At 70.9% G+C, this 20437-nt stretch carries 21 protein-coding genes; 10 read left to right on the top strand and 11 right to left on the bottom strand.

Going from position 1 to position 20437, the window contains the following annotated elements:
* Positions 1–78 precede the first annotated feature (78 nt).
* From CLT71_RS30685 to CLT71_RS30650, 8 genes are all read right to left on the bottom strand, one after another.
* Positions 79–453, bottom strand: a complete 375-nt coding sequence (locus tag CLT71_RS30685; RefSeq protein ID WP_101370163.1) for a VOC family protein — start codon at positions 451–453, stop codon at positions 79–81.
* Positions 454–489: 36 nt separating this feature from the next.
* Positions 490–1437: a uroporphyrinogen decarboxylase/cobalamine-independent methonine synthase family protein gene (locus CLT71_RS30680; protein ID WP_101371934.1), complete on the bottom strand. Its 948-nt coding sequence runs from the start codon at positions 1435–1437 to the stop codon at positions 490–492.
* A gap of 321 nt (positions 1438–1758) precedes the next feature.
* Entirely contained in the window at positions 1759–2838 is a 1080-nt protein-coding gene (mnmA, locus tag CLT71_RS30675) for a tRNA 2-thiouridine(34) synthase MnmA (RefSeq protein WP_101370162.1), read from the bottom strand.
* An 83-nt stretch (positions 2839–2921) separates the two neighbouring features.
* The gene (locus CLT71_RS30670; protein WP_101370161.1) at positions 2922–4100 is read right to left on the bottom strand and encodes a cysteine desulfurase family protein; all 1179 of its coding nucleotides are present in this window, start codon (positions 4098–4100) and stop codon (positions 2922–2924) included.
* A 217-nt stretch (positions 4101–4317) separates the two neighbouring features.
* A complete protein-coding gene (locus CLT71_RS30665; RefSeq protein WP_101370160.1) occupies positions 4318–5277 on the bottom strand; it encodes an electron transfer flavoprotein subunit alpha/FixB family protein in 960 nt (319 codons plus the stop codon).
* Between the two features lie 28 nt (positions 5278–5305).
* On the bottom strand, positions 5306–6085 hold the full coding sequence (locus CLT71_RS30660; RefSeq protein ID WP_101370159.1) for an electron transfer flavoprotein subunit beta/FixA family protein: 780 nt from the start codon (positions 6083–6085) through the stop codon (positions 5306–5308).
* Positions 6086–6331: 246 nt separating this feature from the next.
* Positions 6332–6736 (bottom strand): hypothetical protein, encoded by a 405-nt coding sequence (locus tag CLT71_RS30655; protein ID WP_101370158.1) that lies wholly within the window; start codon positions 6734–6736, stop codon positions 6332–6334.
* The gene (locus CLT71_RS30650) at positions 6733–7554 is read right to left on the bottom strand and encodes a GNAT family N-acetyltransferase (RefSeq protein ID WP_101370157.1); all 822 of its coding nucleotides are present in this window, start codon (positions 7552–7554) and stop codon (positions 6733–6735) included. The genes CLT71_RS30655 and CLT71_RS30650 overlap by 4 nt, the downstream gene beginning before the upstream one ends.
* A 42-nt stretch (positions 7555–7596) precedes the next feature.
* Here CLT71_RS30650 and CLT71_RS30645 point away from each other — a divergent pair, with 42 nt between their 5' ends.
* The 4 genes from CLT71_RS30645 to CLT71_RS30630 all read left to right on the top strand — a co-directional run bounded on the left by CLT71_RS30645 (position 7597) and on the right by CLT71_RS30630 (position 10822).
* Entirely contained in the window at positions 7597–7989 is a 393-nt protein-coding gene (locus CLT71_RS30645; RefSeq protein ID WP_101370156.1) for a DUF202 domain-containing protein, read from the top strand.
* A complete protein-coding gene (locus tag CLT71_RS30640; protein WP_101370155.1) occupies positions 7986–8315 on the top strand; it encodes a DUF202 domain-containing protein in 330 nt (109 codons plus the stop codon). Before CLT71_RS30645 ends, CLT71_RS30640 begins: the two co-directional genes overlap by 4 nt.
* Positions 8316–8342: 27 nt before the next feature.
* Positions 8343–8810, top strand: a complete 468-nt coding sequence (locus CLT71_RS30635; RefSeq protein ID WP_101370154.1) for a PLD nuclease N-terminal domain-containing protein — start codon at positions 8343–8345, stop codon at positions 8808–8810.
* Between the two features lie 209 nt (positions 8811–9019).
* Positions 9020–10822 carry a hypothetical protein gene (locus tag CLT71_RS30630; RefSeq protein WP_101370153.1) on the top strand — a complete coding sequence of 601 codons (1803 nt, stop codon included), beginning with the start codon at positions 9020–9022 and terminating at the stop codon, positions 10820–10822.
* A 145-nt stretch (positions 10823–10967) separates the two neighbouring features.
* Here CLT71_RS30630 and CLT71_RS30625 read toward each other — a convergent pair whose 3' ends face one another.
* Positions 10968–12590 (bottom strand): acetolactate synthase, encoded by a 1623-nt coding sequence (locus tag CLT71_RS30625; RefSeq protein ID WP_101370152.1) that lies wholly within the window; start codon positions 12588–12590, stop codon positions 10968–10970.
* A 127-nt stretch (positions 12591–12717) separates the two neighbouring features.
* Positions 12718–13491, bottom strand: coding sequence for an enoyl-CoA hydratase-related protein (locus CLT71_RS30620; protein WP_101370151.1), 774 nt, complete (start codon positions 13489–13491; stop codon positions 12718–12720).
* Between the two features lie 143 nt (positions 13492–13634).
* Between CLT71_RS30620 and CLT71_RS30615 the strand changes: the two genes are divergently transcribed.
* The 6 genes from CLT71_RS30615 (at position 13635) to CLT71_RS30590 (ending at position 18963) form a co-directional block, all read left to right on the top strand.
* Positions 13635–14114, top strand: coding sequence for a DUF6232 family protein (locus tag CLT71_RS30615; RefSeq protein ID WP_101370150.1), 480 nt, complete (start codon positions 13635–13637; stop codon positions 14112–14114).
* 48 nt (positions 14115–14162) lie between these two features.
* The gene (locus CLT71_RS30610) at positions 14163–15053 is read left to right on the top strand and encodes a hypothetical protein (RefSeq protein WP_101370149.1); all 891 of its coding nucleotides are present in this window, start codon (positions 14163–14165) and stop codon (positions 15051–15053) included.
* A 163-nt stretch (positions 15054–15216) separates the two neighbouring features.
* Positions 15217–16539, top strand: a complete 1323-nt coding sequence (locus tag CLT71_RS30605) for an ABC transporter substrate-binding protein (protein ID WP_101370148.1) — start codon at positions 15217–15219, stop codon at positions 16537–16539.
* Between the two features lie 13 nt (positions 16540–16552).
* Positions 16553–17518 carry a carbohydrate ABC transporter permease gene (locus CLT71_RS30600; protein WP_101370147.1) on the top strand — a complete coding sequence of 322 codons (966 nt, stop codon included), beginning with the start codon at positions 16553–16555 and terminating at the stop codon, positions 17516–17518.
* A complete protein-coding gene (locus tag CLT71_RS30595) occupies positions 17515–18420 on the top strand; it encodes a carbohydrate ABC transporter permease (RefSeq protein ID WP_101370146.1) in 906 nt (301 codons plus the stop codon). The genes CLT71_RS30600 and CLT71_RS30595 overlap by 4 nt, the downstream gene beginning before the upstream one ends.
* A 60-nt stretch (positions 18421–18480) precedes the next feature.
* Positions 18481–18963, top strand: a complete 483-nt coding sequence (locus tag CLT71_RS30590) for a DUF6232 family protein (RefSeq protein ID WP_101370145.1) — start codon at positions 18481–18483, stop codon at positions 18961–18963.
* Between the two features lie 43 nt (positions 18964–19006).
* On the opposite strand, the gene CLT71_RS30585 is transcribed toward CLT71_RS30590, so the two are convergent.
* On the bottom strand, positions 19007–19738 hold the full coding sequence (locus CLT71_RS30585; protein ID WP_143743674.1) for a hypothetical protein: 732 nt from the start codon (positions 19736–19738) through the stop codon (positions 19007–19009).
* Positions 19739–20437: the final 699 nt, after the last annotated feature.

Below are 20437 nucleotides of genomic sequence, written 5' to 3'. Positions count from 1 at the left end.
CCCGCCCGGTCAGCTCGGTCGGCGCCGCAAAGCCCACCTGGTCGAGGATCGTCGGGCCTGCAGGACCTGATCGATGGGTCAGTCGTCCCAGCAGAGGCAGAACGGGTGGCCGGCCGGATCGGCGTAGACCCGCCAGCCCTGGCCCGAGCCGGGCAACCGGGTCGCACCCAACGCCAGCACCCTGGCCTCGGCCGCCTCGATGTCGTCGACGGTGACGTCCAGGTGGAACTGCTGGGGGCGGTCCGGGTCCGGCCAGCGCGGCTCCCGCAGGTTGACGGCCCGCTGGAAGGCGAGCCGAGGTTGCCGCCCCGGCTCGCCGCCGAGCACCACCCAGCCGTCCTCGTCGTCGGCCATCCGATCGTCGACGGGCAGGCCGAGCAGCTCCGAATAGAAGCCGGCCAGGGCACGCGGATCAGGACAGTCGACGACCACGGAACGCAGTTGACCGATCATGCACCCATCCTGCCCGTGCGGTGTGACAGGAAACCTTCACTCCTCGGCGAGGCGGCGACCCGCGTCCCGGCAGGCGGTGAGGACGGTCCGGGCGTACTCGGCGGTGGCGCCGGCCAGCCCGCAGGCGGGGGTCACCACCACCTGCTCCGCGAGCCGGGCACGGGGGAAGCCGAGGCGGTCCCAGAGTTGGCGTACCCGATCGGCGACCTCGGCCGACGACGGCCCGCGCCCGCCCGGCGGCGGCAGCGTCGGTGCCGCCCCGGCGAAGAGCCCGAGCCCGGCGTCGATCGCCTCGCCGACCGGGTCGAGCCGGTCCACCAGGGCCAGGTCGAGCGCGACCGCGACCGCGCCGGCCGACCGGACCAGTTCCAGCGGCACGTCCCGGGCACAGCAGTGCAGCACCACCGGCGCGTCCACCGCCGAGACCACGGTACGGAGCAGCCCGGTCGCCGTCGCCGACTCGACCGGCCGGTACGCCCCCAGCCCGCTCTCGGTCGGAATCCGCCCGGCCAGTACGGCGGGCAGCGCCGGCTCGTCCAGTTGCAGCAACACAGTGGCCCGGGGCAGTCGACGGCGGACCTGTGCCACGTGTGTGCGCAGCCCGTCGGCGAGCGACTCGGTCAGGTCCCGGACCGCCCCGGGGTCGCGGAGCATCCAGCCGCCGACCGGCAGCTCGACGTTTGCGGCCAGGGTGAGCGGGCCGGCCGCCTGCACCTTGAAGGTGCCGGTGAACTCGCCGGCCTGTTCGGTCATCTGGTCCAGGTCACGTTCCAGCAGGTCGAGGGCGCGACGCCGGTCCCGCCCCGGACGACCGGCGATCCGCCACCGGGCGGCGTACAGCTCGACCGGCAGGTCCACCAGCAGCCCGGCGCTCCGGCCGACCAGGTCGGCACCGGGTCCCCGGGCGGGCAGTTCGGGCAGGTGCGGCACGGGCAGCTCGCCGAGCACGATGCGCTGGGCCTCGGCGTTCTCGGTGCCGGGCATCGACCCGATGCCGGAGGCGGCCCCGGCCGGCCACGGCCACGCCGATCCGGTCGCCGCCGTCGACTCCGCCGGTTGGTCAGGCACCTGCTGTTGATCGGTCACGTCGGCAGGTTATCCCGCCACCGGCAGCCCACCCCGCACCGGCAGCCCGTCAGACACCGCCGGCCCGTCCGGCGACCGACCCGCCGCCCCGTCCGACACCGGCAGCCCGTCCGGCGACCGACCCGCCGCCCCGTCGGAACGCCTCGAAGAGCCCCGACCCCGACCCCGACCCCGACCCCGGCCCGGCACCGGCGCCGGAGCGGGCGAGCGACGACGTTGTCAGGCGGCGGCGCTGATGGTGGCGGAGCCGAGCACGACGTCGCCGTCCGGATCGGGCCGGTACGCCACGACTGCCTGCCCGGCCGCCACCCCACGGACCGGCTCGCGCAGCTCGGCGCGCAGCTCCGCCCCGTCCAGCCGTACGGTGGCCGGCACCACCTGACCGTGTGCCCGCAACTGCACCTCGCAGTCGAACGCGCCGGTCGGCACCGGTCCACCGGTCCAGACCGGACGTTCGCCGGTCACCGTGGAGACCTCAAGCGCCTCGGCCGGGCCCACCGTCACGGTGTTGGTCTTCGGGGTGATCGAGAGCACGTACCGGGGCTTCCCGTCCGGGGCGGGTACCCCGAGCGCCAGCCCCTTGCGCTGCCCCACCGTGTAGGCGTACGCCCCGCTGTGCGCGCCGACCACCGCACCGGTACGGACGTCGACGACCTCGCCGGGCGCCTCGCCCAGCCGCTCGGCGAGGAACCGCCGGGTGTCGCCGTCGGCGATGAAGCAGATGTCGTGCGAGTCGGGCTTGTCGGCGACCGCCAGACCCCGCTCGGCCGCTTCGGCGCGTACCTGTGCCTTCGTCGAGTCGCCGAGCGGGAAGATCGACCGGTCGAGCTGCTCCCGGGTCAGCACCGCCAGCACGTACGACTGGTCCTTGCCGAGGTCGACGCTGCGCCGGAGCAGCCCGTCCGGGCCGAGCCGGGCGTGGTGACCGGTGACCACGGCGTCGAAGCCGAGCGCCACCGCCCGGTCCAGTACGGCGGCGAACTTGATCTTCTCGTTGCAGCGCAGGCAGGGGTTCGGGGTACGCCCCGCCGCGTACTCCGCGACGAAGGTCTCCACCACATCCTCGTGGAACCGGTCGGCCAGGTCCCACACGTAGAACGGGATGCCGAGCACGTCCGCCGCCCGCCGGGCGTCCCGGGAGTCCTCCAGCGTGCAGCAGCCCCGAGCGCCGGTCCGGTACGTCTGCGGATTGCGCGCCAGCGCCAGGTGTACGCCTGTGACGTCGTGTCCGGCCTCCACCGCCCGCGCGGCGGCGACCGCCGAGTCGACGCCGCCGGACATCGCTGCCAGTACCCTCACCCTGCCGAGCCTAGCCGGTGAGGAAGGGCCCCTTCATATCGCCTTTCGCAGGTGCGGGGGCCCTTCCTAACACTTTGCGGGGTTCAGCTCCGGGCGGCCTTCACCGCGCCGGCCCGGCGGGCCCGCTCGACCACTCCGGGCAGCGCGGCGACCAGCGCGTCGACGTCCTCGGCGGTGGAGGTGTGCCCGAGCGAGAAGCGCAGCGACGACCGCGCCCGGTCGTCGTCGGCACCCATCGCCAGCAGTACGTGCGAGGGCTGTGCCACCCCCGCCGAGCAGGCCGACCCGGTCGAGCAGGCGATCCCCTGCGCGTCCAGGAGCATGAGCAGGGCGTCCCCCTCGCAGCCGGGGAAGGAGAAGTGCGCGTTTCCGGGGAGCCGCTCGGTCGGATCGCCGTTGAAGAGCGCCTCCGGCACCGCCTGCCGGACCCGGGCCACCAGGTCGTCGCGGAGCGCGGCGACCTGCGTCGCGTACTCCTGCTGGGCCTTGACCGCCGCCTCGACCGCGACCGCGAAGGCGACGATTCCGGCCGCGTCCAGGGTGCCGGAGCGGACGTCCCGCTCCTGTCCGCCGCCGTGCAGCACAGGCGTGCAGGCGACGTCCCGGCCGAGCAGCAGCGCGCCGACCCCGACCGGTCCGCCGAGCTTGTGCCCGGTGACGGTGAGCGCGGCGGCCCCGCTGGCGGCGAAGTCGACGGGTACCTGGCCGACCGCCTGCACCGCGTCGGTGTGGAACGGGATGCCGTACGCGGCGGCCACCTCGGCGAGCGCGGCGACCGGCTGGAGACTGCCCACCTCGTTGTTCGCCCACATGGCGGTGACCAGGGCCACCTCGTCGGCGTGCCCGTCGAGTTCCGCCGCCAGCCGGTCGGGGTCGATCCGACCGGTCTGGTCGACCGGCAGCCAGCTCGCGGTCGCGCCTTCGCGGGCGGCCAGCCACTCGACCGAGTCCAGTACCGCGTGGTGTTCCACGGCGCTGGCCACCACCCGTACCCGACCCGGGTCGGCGGCCCGGCGTGCCCAGAACAGGCCCTTGACCGCGAGGTTGTCGCTCTCGGTACCGCCACCGGTGAAGATCACCTCGGACGGCCGGGCACCCATGGCGGCGGCGACCCGTTCCCGGGACTCCTCGACCCGGCGCCGGGCACACCGGCCGGCGGCGTGCAGTGACGACGGGTTGCCGACCTCGCGAGCGGTCGCGACGTACGCCTCCAACGCCTCTTCGAGCATCGGAGTGGTGGCCGCGTGATCAAGGTAAGTCATCAGCGTCCAGCCTAGTGCCAGGCTCCGGGCTGCCCACCCGGCCGCCCGGCCGGGCGACACCGGCCCACCGGCACCACCCCGAGCGCAGATGACACACCTGTGACACACCTGGGCAGCAACGAAACCCGGCCGGATGCCCTGAGGGCACCCGGCCGGGTAGCGCACGTCACAACACCGTCGGCGGGGGTTGCTCACCCGACCCGAGGGCGTACCCCGGCTACCGCCGCTTGCGGATCTCCTCGGCGGCCTGCGGTACGACCTTGAACAGGTCGCCGACCACACCGAAGTCGGCCAGCTCGAAGATCGGCGCCTCCTCGTCCTTGTTCACCGCGACGATCGTCTTCGAGGTCTGCATCCCGGCCCGGTGCTGGATCGCCCCGGAGATGCCGAGCGCCACATAGAGCTGCGGCGAGACGGTCTTGCCGGTCTGGCCCACCTGGAACTGGTGCGGATAGAAGCCGGAGTCGACCGCCGCCCGGGAGGCGCCCACCGCACCGCCGAGCAGGTCGGCCAGCTCCTCGACCAGCTTGAAGTTGTCGGCGTTGCCGACGCCGCGCCCGCCGGAGACCACCACCGACGCCTCGGTCAGCTCCGGGCGGCTGCCCTTCTGCTCGGCCACCCGCTCGACCACCCGGGCCAGCCGGTCGGTCTCGCCGAGGTTGACGTCGAGCTGCTCGACGGTGGGGGTGGCGGCGGCCGGGCTCGGGGTGACCGAGTTCGGCCGCAGGGTCACCAGCGGCAGGCCCCGGGTCACCTTCGAGTTGACGATTGTCGAGCCGGCGAAGGCGACCTGGGTGGCGGTGCCGTCGGCGGCGAGTCCGACCACGTCGGTGAGGATGCCGTTGTCCAGCTTGACCGCCAGCCGGGCGGCGATCTCCTTGCCCTCCTGGCTGGAGGCGAGCAGCACGGCGGCCGGCTGTACCCGGCGGACCAGCTCGGCCAGCACGGTCGCCTTCGGCGCCACCAGGTGGCCGTCGATCTCCTCGTGCTCGGCCGCGTAGATCTTCTCCGCGCCGTACTCGCCCAGCCGGTCGCCGAGCGCGGCGGCGGCACCGGGACCGCCGAGCACGACCGCTGCCGGCGTACCCAGTTCGCGGGCGAGGGTGAGCAGTTCGAGCGTGACCTTCTTGACGCCGAACTCGCGGGTCGCCTCGACGATGACGAGAACCTCGGTCATGACTTCTCCTCCTGATTCCCGGTCGCGCTCAGACGAACTTCTCGGTGGCGAGGAACTCGACCAGCTTCGTGCCGCCGGTCCCGTCGTCGGTGATCCGCTCGCCACCGGACCGCTCGGGGCGGCGGCTGTGTTCGAGCACCGTGCTGGTGGCGCCGGCGAAGCCGACCTCGTCAGCGGCGATGCCCAGGTCGGCCAGGGAGAGCGTCTGCACCGGCTTCTTCTTGGCCGCCATGATGCCCTTGAAGGAGGGGTAGCGCGGTTCGTTGATGGTGTCCCAGACCGAGACCACGGCCGGGGTCGCGGCGGTGACCACCTCGTAGCCCTCCTCGGTCTGCCGCTCCACCGTGAGGTTGCCGCCCTCCACGGTCAGCTTGCGGGCGCCGGTCAGCGCGGCGATGCCCAGCCGCTCGGCGAGCATGTGCGGCATGACCTGCACCCGGCCGTCGGTGGATTCCGCACCGCAGAGCACCAGGTCGGCGTCGAGCTGACCGAGGGCGGTGGCGAGCACCTTGGAGGTGGCCACGGCACAGGAACCGTGCAGGGCGTCGTCGAGTACGTGCACCGCCTTGTCCGGCCCCATCGACAGTGCCTTGCGGATCGACTCGGCGGCCTTGTCCGGGCCCATGGTCAGCACGGTCACCTCGCCGCCCTGCGCCTCCTTGATCCGCAACGCCTCCTCGATGGCGTACTCGTCCATCTCGTTGATGACGTTGTTTGCCGACCCCCGGTCGACGGTGTTGTCGTCACTGCGCAGGTTCCGGTCCGCGCCCGAGTCGGGCACCTGCTTGACGAGTACGACGATGTTCATCGCGCTTCGACGACCCTCCTGTGAATGCCGATCCCCGCTGATCGTGGCGATCCCGCCGGGTTGCTCGGGAGCAGCCTCCCGCGTTCCTTAACGCTCGGTCAACCAAAGACCGACGAGCCGGGGCGGGAGAAGGTGTGGCGTTACTTACGGGCAATGTTACCCGCAAGTAGGGTAGGGCCCGGGTCAACCCAGAGTGAGCCAGCTCACCGTAACCGAGCGCATCGGCCGGGTCACCGGATCAGCCACTCAACCGGCCGCGTCCAGCGCCTCCCGCACGCTCGCCATCGCTTCCGCCTCGCTCGGGCTGATCCCGTCGTGCGCCCGGGCCGCATCCTCGGCGGCCCGCAGCACCGCCGAGCGATAGCTGGCCACCTCGTCGGGTGCCTTCGACCGGAGGATCTCCATCGACCGGCGCAGCGCGGGCAGCACCGTCGCCGGCAGCTCCGCCGGCCTGCCGGGCAGCCGGGGCAGGGCACCGGTGGTGAGCAGCTCCCGAACCAGACCGGTGGTGCCGGCGAACGCGTCCGACGCGGCCAGGCTCTCCTTGATCATGGAGAACACGCCCGGTTCGGCGTTCGACACCAGGAAGACAGCACCGAAGGCGGCACCCTTCAGGGTCGCCCGCTCCTCCTCGGTCAGCGGTTGCGTCACGAATTCGGAGTGTAGACGTACGGCGTGGTGGTGGTGACCGGGACGAAGCCGAGCCGCTGGAGAATCGGCCGGCTCTGCGCCGAGGCGTCCACCTGCAACAGGCTGAAACCCCTGGCGTCGGCCAGCCGGGCCCGGTGGGCCAGCAGCGACCGGTAGATGCCCCGGCGACGCCAGTGCGGCAGCGTCGCCCCGCCCCACAGGGTGGCGAACCGGGTACCGGAGACGAACCGGACCCAGGCGGCGCTCACCAGCTCGTCGTCGGTCTCGGCCACCACGATCGTCAGCGGCGGCTGGTCCAGCTCCGCCCCGGCGGCCAGCTCCCGCTCCAACCCGTCGGCCAGCCAGCTCCCGTCGTCGTCGCCACCCCAGACCCGCGTCTTCAGCTCCGCGATCCGGTCCAGGTCCGCGCGCTCGGTCACCTCACGCAGGCGTACCCCTTCGGGCGGCACCGGCAGCGTCGCCGCCAGCGACGCGACCGGGCCGATCAGCACGGTCTCCGGCTCCTCCGGCACGAAACCGGCGGCCACCAACCGGTCCGGCAGGTCGGCCGGCAGGTCGTGGCCGTGCAGCTTCCACTCCACCGGCTCGCCCTGCCCGGCGAAGAAGTTCCGCTGCCGCACGATCAACTCGTCCAGCGCCGCACCGGTCAGCCCGCCCAGATCCCGGTACGTCAGAAAGCCGCCCCGGTCCAGCCCCTGCATCCGCAGCAGCGGACCGTCCCGGTCCACCGTCACCCCCGGCGGCACCGGCTCCGGCGGGCGGGCCCGCAACTGGCTGTCGTAGGTCGTCCGCAGCAGATCGGCATCGAGATCATCCACCCGCCCAGGCTACGGGCGATGTCCAGCCGATAATCTCCGAACGTGTACCAGGCGGTCCGGCGGTGGTTCGACCCGCGTGAGCTGCGAGAAGTCGGCGAGAGGCCGGACTACCGCTTCTCGCTGGCCAACGAACGCACCTTTCTGGCCTGGCTGCGTACCGGACTGGCGCTGATCGCCGGTGGACTCGCCGTCGCGCAGTTCCTGCCCCCGATGCCGGTACCGCACCTGCGCGAGGCGATCGCCGTCGCACTTCTGCTGCTCGGCGGCACGGTGGCGGTCCGGGCGGTGGACCACTGGGCGCGTACCGAGCGGGCGATCCGGCTCGGCCACGATCTTCCCGTCTCCCGGTTTCCCGCCGTACTCGCCCTGCTGGTCGGGTTCGGTGCCGTACTGCTCGTGGTGGCGGTGCTGATCCAGGCCGGCCGGGACCGGTGAGCCCGGGACGGGGCGGGTCCGGGCACCCGCCACCGGGGCAGGACGCCGGACTGGCCGTCGAGCGGACCAGGCTGGCGTGGCGGCGCACAGTACTCGCGGTCGGCGTGGTGGCGGTGCTCGCCGCCCGGCTGGCCCTGTCGAACGGTACGGTCGGAGCGCTGGTCAGCGCGCTGGCCGGGCTGGGCTGGCTCGGCGTACTGGTGGTGACCTTTCCGCGTACCACCGGCCGGCCGTTGCACACCGCCCGGGCGCTACCGGTGACCGCCCTGATCACCGCCGGTTTCGCCGTACTCGGCCTGCTGCTGGTGCTGGCGTCGGTGCACTGACGCCGACCGGTACGTCATCATGGCCAGATGGTCCGCCTCTACGCGCTCCTCGCCATCGGCCAGCTCATCCTGACCGTCGTCGCTCTGATCAGCTGTCTGTCGGCCGAGGAGGACGAGATCCGCGCGCTCCCCCGGTTCGCCTGGGTCCTGATCATCCTGTTCTTCCCACTGGTCGGCTCGATCGCCTGGTTCGTCGCCGGCCGGCCGGCCCCAGCCGATCAGCCGGGCGCCGGTGGGCGTCCGGCCGGTGGGCGTCCGGGCGGTGGGCGTCCGGGCGGTGGGCGTCCGGGCGGTGGCCGTCCGGGCGGTGGCCGGGACCGTCGGCCGCTCGCCCCGGACGACGACCCGGAGTTCCTGCGCTCCCTGGACGCCGAGCGGTCGAAGCAGGACCGCGAACTCTTCGACAACTGGGAGCGGGACCTCCGGCGCCGGGAGGAGGAGTTGCGACGCCGCGACAGCGAGCCGCCCCGCGAGGAGGACAAGCCCGACGCCTGACCGGCGCTCGGCCGGTACCGCGCACATCCCACTGTCGCCGCCGCACCGCCCCGTCCGGTCGCCGCGCCGCCTCGCTACCGGGGCAGCCGACGGACTCGGCCGTTCCGAAGACCTGCGACCGGTAACGGCCTTAGCATTGCCCAGATCGGTGCCACCACCCCTCGCACCGCTGGTCGGCGCGGTCGCGCCCGGGGCGAAGGACGACAGGGATGGCACACGGGGTGGTGACCGGGCCGGCATGGCCGGCGGACGGCTCGCCGGAGCCCGACGACCGCCGGCCGGGGTGGCTCGGCGACCGGCCGACCAGGCTCGGCGTACTGACCTTCGGGCTGGCCCAGGCGGTACTGCTGTTCTGGTGGGCCGCCCGCTATCCCGGCCTGTTCAGCCCGGACTCGCTCGACCACGTCTGGCAGGCCACCACCGGCAACTGGAACACCCACCACCCGGTCAGCTACACCGGCCTGGTCTGGTTGTCGGTACGGCTGACCGGCGGAATCGGCGCGCTCACCCTGTTGCAGACCACCGCCCTGGCCGCCGGGCTGGCGTACGCGGTCACCGGGCTGCGCCGGATCGGCGGCCCGGCCTGGGCCTGGGGCACCGCCGCCGTGGTGGTGGTCGCGCTGCCTCCGGTCGGCACCTTCGCGGTCTGCGTCTGGAAGGACGTGCCGTACGTCGTCTGCCACGTCTTCCTGCTCGGCACGATCGCCCGGTTGCTCCTCGCACGCCGAACGGAAACCACCGGCGCAGGAGCGCGGGCGTCCCGGGGCCTGCTCTGCGCCCTCGCCGCCGAGCTGACCCTGAGCTGCCTGTTCCGGCAGAACGGCTTCGTGGTGGCGGCGATCGTCACCGTGCTGCTGGCACTGCTGCTGCGCGGGATGGCGCTGCGGGTACTGCTCGCCGGGGTGGTGGCCGCCACGGTCGCGCTGCTGACGAACTGGGCCCTGCTGCCCGCCCTCGGGGTACGCGACAGCGAGTCCATCGTGGCCTACGAGGCCTTCCTCGCCGACCTCGCCATCGGGTACGCCGAGCAGCCGGCCGACTTCCCCGCCGCCGATCTGGCCCTGTTGACGAAGGTGGCGCCGTTGACCCACTGGCGCCAGTCGGCGGACTGCTACACCGTCGACTCCACGGTCTACCACCCCGACTTCGACCGCCGGGCCGCCGCGGCGCACCACGACGAACTGCTGTCGGCGTGGTGGCGGCTGGTACGCCGGTCACCGGAGACGGTGCTCGCCGCGAGGATCTGCCGGGGGTCGATCGCGTGGCGGCCCACTCCGGCGGGCGGGTTGCGGGCCAATCCGACCGCCTGGGCACTGCCGATCTACCTGGAACGGGACCCGCGGTTCCAGCGGGCGGAGGTGCTGGCCGTGGCGTACAGCCGGCCGCTCGGCGAGCCGGTCAGCGACGCGGCGGACGTGCTCGCCAGCCGGGTCGGCCAGCCCGAGTGGCTGCTGTGGCGCGGCGCCACCTGGGCCTACCTGGCGTACCTGACGGTCGGGCTGATGGCCTGGCGGCGCCGGGACCGGGCACTGCTGGCCCTGGCCACGCTGAGCCTCGGCAACCAGGTATCGGTACTGGTCGTCAACAACGCGCAGGCCGCCCGCTACATGGCCGCGCCGTTCGTCCTCGGGGTGCTGCTGCTGCCGTTGCTCGCGGCCCGCCGCCCCGAGCCGGCCGGCCCCGGCGAACGGGACGCGCACCGGGCCTGGTGGACCGGCGGATCGGGCAGGGCGGAGGCGGAGCCGCCGCTGCGGGTCACCGACCTGACAGTGGTCGCCGGGCTCGGCGTTCCCGCTCCGGGCAGGCACCTCGACCCGGCACAGGATCACGACCCGACGCACCAGCTCGACACTCAGATTCTCGACCCGACGCAGAATCTCGACGCGACGGGGCGGCTCGACCCGGCGTACCGGCCGGCGCAGCTGGTCGAGCCGGCGGACGAGACCGAGTTCCGAGCTCCGCCGATCGGCCCGGCCGAGTGGTGGAGCGACCCCGCCGACCGGTCCCGCTGACCGGCCGGAACGCCGCGCGTCCGGGTCGGCCAGGACCCGCGCGGACTGGACCGGCGCACGGCCAGGACCCGCGCGGACTGGACCGGCGCACGGCCAGGACCCGCGCGGACTGGACCGGCGCACGGCCGGGATCAGGCGTCCGGGGTCAGGCGAGGTTGGACGAGCGCGGGTAGGCGTCGGCCGGGTCGGTCAGCACGTTCACCAGGTACGGCACGTTCGCCTCGAAGGCCCGCTCCAGCGCCGGTCCCAGGTCGGCAGCCTTCGCCACCGTCTCACCCGCACCGCCGAGCGCGGTCACCACGTGGTCGTAGCGCAGCTCGGGCTGGAGGTCGGCGGCGACGTCGTAGCCGTACATGCCGCGCATCGGGTGCTTCTCCAGGCCCCAGATGCCGTTGTTGCCGACCACGATCACCACGGGCAGCTTCTGCCGGACCAGCGACTCGACGTCCATCAACGAGAAGCCGGCCGCACCGTCGCCCATGAGTACACAGATCTGCCGGTCCGGGTAGCTGACCCTGGCGCCCATCGCGTAGCCCATGCCGGTGCCGAGGCAGCCGTACGGGCCGGGGTCGAGCCAGGTGCCGGGCTGGGCGGGCTCCAGGTAGCGCCCGGCGTACGAGACGAAGTCGCCGCCGTCGCCGATGGTGACCGCGTCCGGAGCGAGTACCCGACGCAGCTCGCCGTAGACCCGGGCCGGCTTGATCGGGTCGGTCTCGGCCGCCATCGCCGCCTCGTCCCTGGCCCGCGCCGCCTCCTCGGCGGTACGCAGCCCCTCGATCCACGACTGGTGGTCGGCCCGGTCACCGGAGTACTCGGCGAAGGCGGTCAGGATCAGCCGCAGGTCGCCGGCCGGGCTGACGGCCGGCTCGACGTGTCCGGCCCGCTGGCTCGGCGCGTCGACCACGTGCACGACCTTGGCGTCACCGAAGTCACCGAAGCCGAGCCGGAAGTCCAGCGGGGTGCCGACCACGACGACCAGGTCGGCGCCGCCGAGCGCGGCCCGGCGGGCCTTGGCGAAGCTGAGCGGGTGGCCGGGTGGCAGCGCGCCCCGGCCCATCCCGTTGGTGAAGACGGGCACCCGGAGCGCCTCGGCGGCGGCCCGCAACGCCTCGACGGCGTCCCCCGCGTAGACGTCGGAACCGGCGACGATCACCGGCCGCTCCGCCTCGGCGATCATCCGGGCGGCCTTCGCCACCTCCTCCGGGTCCGGCTCGACGGGCGGGATCGCCGGTCCGTCCGGTGCCGTCACGTCACCGGTGGAGAAGATCACCTCCAGTGGCAGGTCCAGGAAGACCGGGCCCCGGTGCGGGGTCAGCGCCGTGGTCAGTGCATCGGCGACCGCCCCCGGTACGTCGTCGGTCGACCAGACCGTGCCGGCGTGCTTGGTCACCGGGGCGACCAGCGGGACGTGGTCGATCTCCTGGAGGCTGCCCGAACCCCAGCGGAAGGCCGGCGCCCGGCCGCCGAGCACCAGCACCGGGGAGGCGTTGAAAAAGGCACTGGTCAGCCCGGAGATCCCGTTGGTGACCCCGGGACCGGCGGTCAGTACGGCCAGCCCCGGCCGACGCTGCAACTTGGCGACCGCCTCGGCGGCGAAGACGGCGGACTGCTCGTGCCGGACGTCGTAGATCGGAAAGTCGGTACGGTGCGCCGCATCGTACAGCGGGAAGACGTGGCCGCCGGAGAGAGTGAACATCTCCCGCACGCCGTACGCCCGCAGTGCCGCCAGGGCCAGGTCGCCGCCGTGTCCCTCGATCCGTTCCGTCATCGCCGCTCCTGTCGTCCGCCGTGGCCGCCGCCCGTGCCGCCGGGTTCCTGCGAGGTTACCGGTCGGTCGGAAAGAACGTGAGAGACACTCGCCTATCCGCCGCCGGCCTGTCGGGACGGGTTCCGGGTCACCGGCCGGTGAAGTCGGGGCGGCGCTTCTCGACGAAGGCGGCCATCCCCTCCCGGCGGTCGTCGGTGGCGAAGAGCGCGGCGAAGAGCTGGCTCTCCCAGGCGAGCCCGGAGGCGAGATCCATCTCCAGCCCGCCGTCCACCGCCTGCTTCGCCGCCCGCAGCGCCTGGGCCGGGCCGTTCAGATACGGCCGGACCAGCGCCACCGCCTCGGCGTAGACCCGATCGGCCGGGGCCACCCGGTCGGCGAGACCGATCCGGAGCGCCTCGGTGGCGTCGACCATCCGGCCGGACATGATCAGGTCCTTGGCCCGGGCCGGGCCGACCAGCCGAGCCAGCCGCTGGGTGCCGCCCGCACCGGGGATGATGCCGAGCTTGATCTCCGGCTGACCGAGCTTCGCGTCCTCGGCGACCACCCGCCAGTCACAGGCCAGCGCGAGTTCGCAGCCGCCACCGAGGGCGTACCCGGTGATCGCCGCGACCACCGGCTTCGGGATCCGGGCCAGCGCACCGAGCGCGCTGGAGAGGTCGGCGGCCCGCTCCGCCATGTCGACGTACGACATGTCGGCCATCTCCTTGATGTCCGCGCCGGCCGCGAAGACCTTCTCCCCGCCGTACACGATGACCGCGCGGACGTCCGGATCGGCGGAGACCGCGGTGGCGGCGGCGCGCAACTCCTCCTGCACCTGTGTGTTCAGCGCGTTCATCGGCGGGCGGTCCAGCCGGATCGTGCCGATGCCCTCGTTGATGTCCACCCGGACCAAGTCGCCCACAGCCCACCTCCACGTCGAAGTCGCGAGGCTCACCCTAACGGGCGTTCGGCCAGCCCCGGCAGGTCGGTGTGGATTCGGGGCGGCAGCGGCGGGGTACCGATGGGGATAGGCTGAACACGTCGGACTCACCGAGTGGAACGGCGATGACCACGTACTACGACGACCGCACGATACGGATCACCTCGGAGGCGATCCGCGTCGACGGTCGGGCCTATCCGCTGGCCGAGGTCGCCCGGGTCTGGCACGTCCGGGGCGCCCGCTCCTGGGGCACCCTCGCCGGCCGGGGCGCGCTGCTGGCCGGGCTCGCCGGCCCGCTGGTCGCCGCCGCCCTCGGCATCCTGATCGCGGTACGCCTGCACACCTCGCTCACCGCCACCATCGCGATCGTCGGCGCCTCGATCCTCGTCGGGCTGGCCGCCGCACCGGTCGCCGACTATCTGCTGGAGCACGTCGACCGCAGCTATGCCAGGGGCGCGCACCGGCTGGAGATCTGGGCACAGTGGCGCGGGGTGCCGGTCCGACTGCTCAGCACCGGTGACGCGCTGCGGTTCGGCCAGGTCTACCGGGCCCTGGAACGCGCCGTCGAGCAGGCCGCGACCGTCAAGCCCGGCCGCAACCGCTGACCGACGGGATCACACCGGGTGTCGTACCCCTCTCGTAGGGTGCCCGCCATGCCGAGTGCCGAGCACGAGTCCCCGGTGGCCCTGGCCAAGCTCGATCCGAGCCTGGTCGCCTGGCTGCTGACGCACGTGTTCAACGTGAAGGTCCCCGACTACCACCACGCCCGTCCACACGCCACCGACGTACGGGTGCTGGTCCCGCGCACATACCACGCGGACGGCATGCTGCTGTTCTGCGATCCGGCCGACCGGCCACTGCTCGCGGCCGTACTGGAGATCCAACGCCGCTTCGACGGCTCGAAGCGACGCACCTGGAAGCTCTACGTCGCCCAACTCGAGGCCGAGCTGGACGTCGAGGCGGCACTGCTGGTCTACTGCCCGGACCTGCGGACCGCCCGCCGCTATCGGGGGATGTTCGAGTTCGACGGGTTGAGCCTGTCGCTTCGACCGTTCATCTTCACACCGAACGACGTGCCGCTGGTAGTGGACGTGGAGCTCGCCCGGACCAACCCGGCGCTGGCCGTCCTCTCGGCCATCTGTCACGGCCACGACGCCCAGGTGGAGGCCACCTTCCCGGCGCTGATGGCGGCGCTTCGCGCGGTCGGCCCGAAGACCGCGACCTTGTACTATGACGTCGTACTGGCCGGACTGCCGGCGGCAGCCCGGACCCGTTGGGAGGCCTTCATGACCACCACCGCGGACTACGAACTCCGCAGCGAGTTGTTGCGTGAGCTTGCCGCCCGATACGAGAAGCAGGGCGAGGCCCGAGGCGAGGCGCGGGGCGAGGCACGAGCGATCCTGACCGTGCTCGACGCACGAGGCGTGACCGTTCCCGACGAGGCACGCGAGCAGATCCTCGGCTGCACCGACCTGGCCCAGCTCGACACCTGGCTCCGCCTCGCCGGCAACGCCACCACCATCGACGACGTCCTCGCCGGATAGCCTCGCCGCGGCCGTGGTGCACCCCCGGTCGATCGGGCATCAATTGATCTAAGTTCTTGACCCTCTTCCGCCAACCCTCCTACTGTTGCCAGCAGGTTTCGTGCGCGGATCGGCTGCTGCGAATCGGTGGTCGACCCCACCGGCAGCGGCGCGAGGAGACACGATGGCGACTTTCCCGTCCGGCCCGTCCGTTCCGCCCGCCACCTCCCGTTCCTGGCCCGGCAGGCTCGACCGGCGTCGCCTGCTCGGCGGTGCCGCCTACGCGGCCGGCGCGCTGGCCCTGCCGGTAGGGCTGGCCGGCTGTGAGAAGCCGACCGAGGGCGGCAGCGGCGGCGGGACGGTGACCTTCGGCTCGAACTACTCCGACGAGGTACCGAAGAAGGCGATTGCCGAGGTGCTGGCCGGCTCAGGGCTCGACGTGAAGATCAACACCGTCGACCACAACACCTTCCAGGAGAACATCACCCGCTACCTCCAGGCGACTCCGGACGACGTCTTCACCTGGTTCTCCGGCTTCCGGATGCAGTACTTTGCCGCGCAGGGACTGGCCACCGACATCTCCGACATCTGGCAGTCGATCGGCGGCGACTTCTCGGCCGCGATGAAGCAGGCTTCCACGGGTACCGACGGCAAGCAGTACTTCGTGCCGTTCTACTACTACCCGTGGGCGATGTTCTACCGGAAGAGCGTCTTCCAGGAGAAGGGCTATCAGGTCCCGAAGACCTGGGACGACCTCAAGGCGCTGGCTGTGCAGATGCACTCGGACGGGATGGTCCCGATCGCCATGGCCGACAAGGACGGCTGGCCCGCGATGGGCACCTTCGACTACATCAACATGCGCGCCAACGGGTACGACTTCCACGTCAGCCTGATGGCCGGCAAGGAGTCCTGGGAGGACGCTCGGGTCAAGCAGGTCTTCACGCTGTGGCGGGAGTTGTTGCCGCACTGCCAGCCGGGGGCGAACGGGCGGACCTGGCAGGAGGCGGCACAGTCGCTGGGGCAGAAGCAGACCGGGATGTACCTGCTCGGCATGTTCGTCGGCCAGCAGTTCCAGGGCGAGATCGCGGACGACCTGGACTTCTTCCCGTTCCCGCAGATCGTCGAGGCGCACGGGCAGGACGCGGTCGAGGCACCGATCGACGGGTTCATGATCTCCAGCAAGGTGAAGAACGTCGACGGGGCGAAGGAACTGCTCCGCTATCTGGCCAGCGCCAAGGCGCAGAACGCGTACCTGAAGTCGGACCCGAACAACGTCGCCACGCACAACGGCGCCGACACCAGCGGCTACAGCGCGTTGCAGCGCAAGGCGGTCGAGCTGGTCGGCGGGGCGAAGCAGATCTCCCAATTCCTCGACCGGGACACCCGGCCGGACTTCGCCTCCACCGTGATGATCCCCTCCCTGCAGAGCTTCCTGAACAGGCCGGACGACGTGGACGGGCTGTGTAGGCGGATCGAGTCGCAGAAGAAGACCATCTTCACCTCCTGAACGGCGGTCGCCGGTGACTCCGACTCCGACGGCACCGCCGGTCGAGACTGGGCGGGCTGCGGGCGTACCCGGAAAGCCGGCCCGGCCCGGGCGGCGCCGGATCGGCCGGTTCACGCCGCGCGACATCGCGGTGATCGGGCTGCTTCTCGGCGTGCCGCTGCTGCTCGACCTGGCGCTGATCTGGGGGCCGGCGCTCGCCTCGATCGGGCTGTCGTTCACCTCGTGGGACGGGCTCGGCGAGATCCGGCCGGTCGGGCTGGACAACTACGTCAACATCGTCAGCAACTATCCGCCGTTCTGGCCGGCGGTCTGGCACAACCTGCTCTGGCTCGCCTTCCTCGGCCTGGTCGCCACCCCGTTCGGGCTCTTCCTGGCGGTGCTGCTGGACCGGGAGATGCGGTTCACCCGCTTCTACCAGACCGCCTTCTATCTGCCGGTGGTGCTCTCGCTGGCGGTGGTCGGCTTCATCGCCCAGCTCATCTTCTCCCGCGACTACGGTGCGGCGAACGCGATCCTGGGCCGGACCGACAACCCGGTCGACTGGCTCGGCGACCCGTCGATAAACCTCTGGTCGGTGCTGCTGCTGGTCGGCTGGCGGCACGTCGGCTACGTCATGCTGCTCTACCTGGCCGGGCTGAAGGCCGTCGACCCGGCGCTGAAGGAGGCGGCGGCGATCGACGGGGCGAACGAGCCGCAGACCTTCTTCCGGGTGGTCTTTCCGACGCTCCGCCCGGTCAACGTGATCGTGCTGGTGATCACCGTCATCGAGGCGCTGCGCGCGTTCGACATCGTCTACGCGATCAACCGGGGGCGTAACGGCCTGGAACTGCTCTCGGTGCTGGTCACCGACAACATCGTCGGGGAGGCCAGCCGGATCGGGTACGGGTCGGCGATCGCGGTGATCCTGCTGCTCATCTCCACCGGCTTCATCGCGGTCTATCTGGTGCAGGTCTTCCGGCGGGAGGAGGACCAGGCATGAGCGTCGACCGGAGTACGACGGCTGTCGGCAGGCGGAACCGACCGCCGGTGAGCCCGTGGCGGGTGGTGATCCGGGTCTTCCTCTGGGCGATGGCGCTGGGTTGGCTGGTACCGCTGCTGCTGCCGCTCTACGCCTCGCTGCGGCCGTACGCCGAGACGGCTGCCGAGGGGTACTTCTCGCTGCCGAAGACGCTGAACTTCGACTACTACGTGCAGGCGTGGCAGGGCGGCAACCTGCCCCGGCACTTCCTGAACACGCTGCTGGTGGCCGTACCGGCGGTGCTGTTGACGCTCTTCTTCGCCTCGTTCGTGGCGTTCCTGATCTCGCGGCGCCGGCTGCCCGGCGGGCGCCTGCTGCTGATCCTCTTCACCGCCGGCAACCTGCTGCCACAGCAGGTGGTGCTGACCCCGCTCTACCTGATGTACACCAAACTGCCGCTGCCGTGGTGGATGAGCTGGCCGTCGGAGCTGGTCTACGACTCGTACTGGGGGATCATCGCGATCCATGTGGCATTCCAGACCGGGTTCTGCGTCTTCGTGCTGAGCAACTACATGGACACCATCCCGCGCGAGCTGATCGAGGCGGCGACGGTGGACGGCGCCGGGGTGTGGCGGCAGTACTGGCAGGTGGTGCTGCCGCTGGTCCGGCCGGCGCTCGGCGCGCTCGGCACCCTGGAGTTCGCCTGGATCTACAACGACTTCCTCTGGGCGGTGGTGCTGATGTCCACCGGCGACAAGCTGCCGGTGACCAGCGCACTGAACAACCTGCGGTCGGTCTACTTCACCGACTACAACCTGCTGGCGGCCGGTTCGATCCTGGTAGCGCTGCCGACGCTTATCGTCTTCTTCGTGCTGCAACGGCAGTTCGTCGCCGGGCTGACCCTGGGCGCCAACAAGGGCTGATCCGGATCCGACCGTGTCGATCGGTGGCGCTTCCGTGGGTCGTCGCGGTTTGCTGGAACGGTGACGCTCTATTACCGGGACGACACGGTACGGGTAACCTCCGAGACGATCCACGTGAACGGGCGCACCGTGCCGGTCGCCGAGGTGTCGTACGTCTGGCACGCCAGAGGACGGGGTACGGCGGTGACCCGGGGGCGGATCGCCGGTCGGGGCATACTCATCTTCCTGCTGTCGATCCCGCCACTGGTGGTGATGGTGTGTGTGCTGTCGCTGGCGTACTCGGCCCAGGACCGGGGCGAGTGGAAGCTGGCGGCGATCGTGCTGGCGGTCTTCGTCGTCGGAGGGCTGGCGCTGTTCCCGTTTCTGGAGGTGCCGCTGTACTGGCTCGACCGCTCGTACGAGCGCGGCGCGAAGGTGCAGGAGTTGTGGGTGCAGTACCGGGGTGAAGAGGCTCTGCTGCTCAGCAGTTCGGATGCGTTGCGGTTCGGACAGATCTACCGGGCGATCCAGCGCGCCATCGAGCAACACGGACCAGAGGAGTAAACGTCTTTCTGGATCCGACGAAGAGAGCTGGGCCTCCGACTGCTCACCCGAGGTGCCGTGACGACCGCCGGAAGAGATTGAGCAGCCAGTTCCTCTTCCTCCCCGCCCTGACGTCGGACGCACTTCTGCCCACCAGGGCATTGATCATGGCGCGCCGTTCCTCAAGCCGACTAGCCAGGAGATCCGGATCAACGTCCACTGGGAAACCTTCAGGCTCCGGATCCTCTGCCCCGGCAACAATATCGTCAAGGTTCACGATTGCCGCCTCGATCTCGCGAGCTACGAGAGGCTCGCTGGCAGCCGCGAGCATACGATCGAGAACCAACCGGGCAGGGCGCTGATCGACTTGGAAGCTCCCAAGAAGCGAGATGGCTGCCTTGCGGGCGGGCCAAGCCGGCGCCTCCGCGGCGATTCGGGCGTACAGGTCAACCTCGCCCTCCACCAACCTCCGCACCAACGGAATCACCGCTTCCCGCTCACCGCGCCAACTCACCTCGGCCGCACCGACGACAGACTGCGCGTACAGGGACGCCTCAAGGAGCGCCAGGGCAGCCTCAGGATGTGCACACGCACCATTTTGGAGACGCTCGATGAGCGCGCCCACCACAGCGGGAGTTGCTGGAAGTAGATTGCCGTTCCATAGAACGTCATGCATAAGATTACGATAGGCTCGGTTCCTCACCAATCGATCATCGTCGTCCAGTGCGTCGATCAGTGTCGGCAGATGGGCGCCGTTACCGCCCATCGTAGGGAGCCGATCCCAGTCGAATGTCATCAGCACATCACCGTAACAGGCGGAAAGTTGAAAAGTCCGAGTCCGGACATCTGATAACGAAATACACAGTTCCCAAGGGGTCCAGCCCTTCTCCTTGAGGTGGTGATGGTACGGCTCGGAGTACCGGATGCCATGTGCTTCTTGAGTAGCGAGCCAACCTGCCTGCACATAGCCCGCCGGCCGACTGCAGACGCCCAATCGACCCACTTTCCCTCTACGGCTCCGGCCCCTACGGCTCCGGCACTTCGGTACGGACGTCAAATGCAGCACATACTACGAAACCTTGGTGCACACCATCCCCGAGACAGAGACGCATGTAGCGGTGATTGCGCCTCTCTGGTATGTCGGCAAACCGATCGATCCCGGCAACGTTGACCGCCGCCGCGACCTCAAGCCTTTCGTAGTGTCCGCCTGACCTGCATCGCTATTACATCCAGGAACGCAACATACACAGTTTTCGCCGAATTCGAAAATCAGATCGCTGCGCAACTTAAGCCGTCGTTGTGCAACTTGATACGACCACGATCGAAACTTCCGCTTGAGCCGAAGGCAGGCAGTTTCGTAGGTTCTCACTGTCCACAGTAGCCTTCGGCTCCGGCAGGATCTGTTTATGATCCAATCTTCTACAAGTTTGCTCTTTGTCGCCTCTCGATCCATATACCATGTCACCCTCGCCTGGACCGACGCCGGGCACCTGCG

The sequence above is a fragment of the Plantactinospora sp. CNZ320 genome (assembly GCF_002846275.1).
This window is presented reverse-complemented; position numbering and strand designations above follow the sequence as displayed.